Origin of the sequence: Kitasatospora sp. NPDC059803, from assembly GCF_042732255.1 — a bacterium.
Classification (GTDB): domain Bacteria; phylum Actinomycetota; class Actinomycetes; order Streptomycetales; family Streptomycetaceae; genus Kitasatospora.
Genome location: NZ_JBHWIJ010000082.1, coordinates 6,033 through 8,429 on the forward strand (window position 1 = coordinate 6,033; position 2,397 = coordinate 8,429).

Annotated in this window: 2 protein-coding genes and 1 pseudogene; 2 read left to right on the top strand and 1 reads right to left on the bottom strand. The window is 72.7% G+C overall.

Annotation, left to right across the window (positions count from 1 at the left end):
* Nucleotides 1–466 (bottom strand): annotated as a pseudogene (locus ACFV6I_RS15880) (hypothetical protein); the annotation flags it as partial.
* A 282-nt stretch (nt 467–748) separates the two neighbouring features.
* Here ACFV6I_RS15880 and ACFV6I_RS15885 point away from each other — a divergent pair.
* Both ACFV6I_RS15885 and ACFV6I_RS15890 read left to right on the top strand, forming a co-directional pair.
* Nucleotides 749–1,156, top strand: coding sequence for a hypothetical protein (locus tag ACFV6I_RS15885; RefSeq protein ID WP_380425702.1), 408 nt, complete (start codon nt 749–751; stop codon nt 1,154–1,156).
* 373 nt (nt 1,157–1,529) lie between these two features.
* Nucleotides 1,530–2,312 (top strand): glucosamine-6-phosphate deaminase, encoded by a 783-nt coding sequence (locus ACFV6I_RS15890; RefSeq protein ID WP_380425704.1) that lies wholly within the window; start codon nt 1,530–1,532, stop codon nt 2,310–2,312.
* Nucleotides 2,313–2,397: the final 85 nt, after the last annotated feature.

The following is a 2,397-nucleotide window of genomic DNA, read 5'->3' on the forward strand; positions in this document are numbered from 1 at the left end:
CACAATCATTTAGGTGGGGGGGGGGGGCCGGCGCCTGGTGTTCGGGTGGTCGTGCGCCCGCCCCGCCGCCTGGCCGACCCTCCAGGTACGCGTGTTGCGGGGCGAAGACCTTGAACGAGGCGGGTTCGCCGAGGGCGGGCAGCAGCACCCGGGAGAACTCGAACGGGACGGGCGCGCCGAGCCGGCCGGGCGCCACCTTGACGTGCTCGCCCGCGCCCTCCAGGTTCTCCACCACGTAGGTGGCGGAGGTGCTGAAGTTGGACAGCCGCCAGTAGTCCTCGGCGGCGGTGACCTCCCCCGCGCGCCGGGAGACGCCCTGGTCGGGCAGCGGGATGGGGGCCGGGCGGCCGGGCTCGCCGCGCCCGAACACCGCGGCCTCGCCGGGGCCCATCCGCAGCAGGCCGGGCGGTTCGCCGGGTGCCATCACGGGCCCCCGGTCGGGCAGTTGCACGATGACCGTGTCCACGCAGACACCTCCGCGGTTCGGGTCGATGCTAACGGCCCGATTCGCCCCGACGGCAGTTCGCCACTCGGACGAGTGAAGGGACACCGCCAACCCGGTCCGGGCGTCGCCGAGTTGCCCGCAGGCCTCCCACCTGGCGGTCCGTCGACCGCCCGACAGGCGGTTGCAGCACGTAGTTGAATGGTCACCTTGAGTGTGACGCAACACACACACGACATGACCACGTTCTGTGCAAGACTCATCTCAAGGAGTGAGATCCCCTTAATTTCCAAGGAGGTTCATATCATGCGCGCTCGGATCGCAGCTGTGACGATGATGGTGGCAGGGATAGCAGGCCTGGCGGCCGGACCGGCCATCGCGGCCCCGGCGACGACCGAGAACGAAGCGGCGGCCTGCGCCGCCGTGCTCAACACGCCCTGCATCTCGCACCAGCACGACGGCGAGGGCTTCTTCGGCGTCGCCCAGGTCTCCGCCGACTCGCGCCAGTTGACGATGGTTCAGGTCGAGGTGCGGACCCAGAAGGCCTGGGGCAGCCCGTGGGAGACGGTCGCCTCCGCGACCACCGTGCGCTTGGGCTCCGCGAAGGCGGTCACCCCACGCGTCGTCACCACCGACCTGCGGATCATCTGCGCCACCGCCGGCCCGGCGCTGGAGGCGGCCCAGCAGGTCACCACCTGTACCAACCCGTTCTGACGGGCGGCTCCCGACTCGCCCTGAGGGACCGCGCCGCTCCACCAGCACCGAGGTCCTCGATCGAGCCCGCCCCCCCCCCCCCCCCCCCCCGGGCGGGCCCCCCCCCCCGGCCCGGGCGGGCGCCCCCCCCCCCCCCCGCCCACGGGCTCACGCTGGCGCGGTATTTGTGTAAACCCCCCCGGGGCCCCCCCCCCCCCCCCCCGGCGCCCGGCCCGTCGGCATGTGCAGCCCCGCAGGCGGGCTCCCGGCGGTCCAGGGGCCGGCAGAGCGGCTCCGACCAGGGCCCGAGTGGACCTGGGGCACCCGTTCACGGCAAACTGGTCTAGACCTCAAGGGTCTAGACCAAGCACCCGGCTCAGAACGGTGGACCAGTATGGAAATCGTGATCGTCCCTGACGCCTCAGCGGCCGGCGAACTCATCGCCGCGGCGATCACCGATCTGCTGACCGGCAAGCCCGAGGCCCTGCTCGGCGTGGCGACCGGCTCGACGCCGCTGCCGATCTACCAGGCCCTCGCCGAGCGGGTCCGCGACGGCCGGCTCGACGCCTCCCGGGCGCGCATCTGCCAGCTCGACGAGTACGTCGGCCTGCCCGCCGGCCACCCCGAGTCCTACCGTTCGGTGGTGCTGCGCGAGGTCGTCGAGCCGCTGGGCCTGACCGAGGACTCCTTCCTCGGCCCGGACGGCAACGCGACGGACATCGCCGCGGCGGCCGCCGCCTACGACCGCGCGCTGGCCGCGGCCGGCGGCGTGGACCTCCAGCTGCTCGGCATCGGCACCGACGGCCACATCGGCTTCAACGAGCCCTGCTCCTCGCTGGCCTCCCGGACCCGGATCAAGACGCTCACCCGGCAGACCCGCGAGGACAACGCCCGGTTCTTCGACAGCCTCGACGAGGTCCCGCACCACGTCATCACCCAGGGCATCGGGACCATCCTGGAGGCGCGCCACCTCGTCCTGCTCGCCACCGGCGAGGCCAAGGCCGAGGCCGTCGCCCTCTCCGTCGAGGGGCCGCTGTCCGCCGCCGTCCCCGCCTCGGCGCTGCAGCTCCACCCGCACGCCACCGTGGTGGTCGACGAGGCCGCCGCCTCCGGCCTCAAGCTCGCCGGCTACTTCCGCGACACCTACGCCGCCAAGCCGGCCTGGCAGAAGCTCTGAGGTCGGAGGGGCCCGAGGAGTGTGCCGAACACCAGCCACCCGCCCCAAAACAACAAACGGAACAAACCAACCCCGCATGGAGGCA

What these genes read in the sequence shown, in the direction of transcription:
- ACFV6I_RS15890 (WP_380425704.1), top strand. Translation starts at nt 1,530, where the DNA reads ATGGAAATCGTGATCGTCCCTGACGCCTCAGCGGCCGGCGAACTCATC.
- ACFV6I_RS15885 (WP_380425702.1), top strand. Translation starts at nt 749, where the DNA reads ATGCGCGCTCGGATCGCAGCTGTGACGATGATGGTGGCAGGGATAGCA.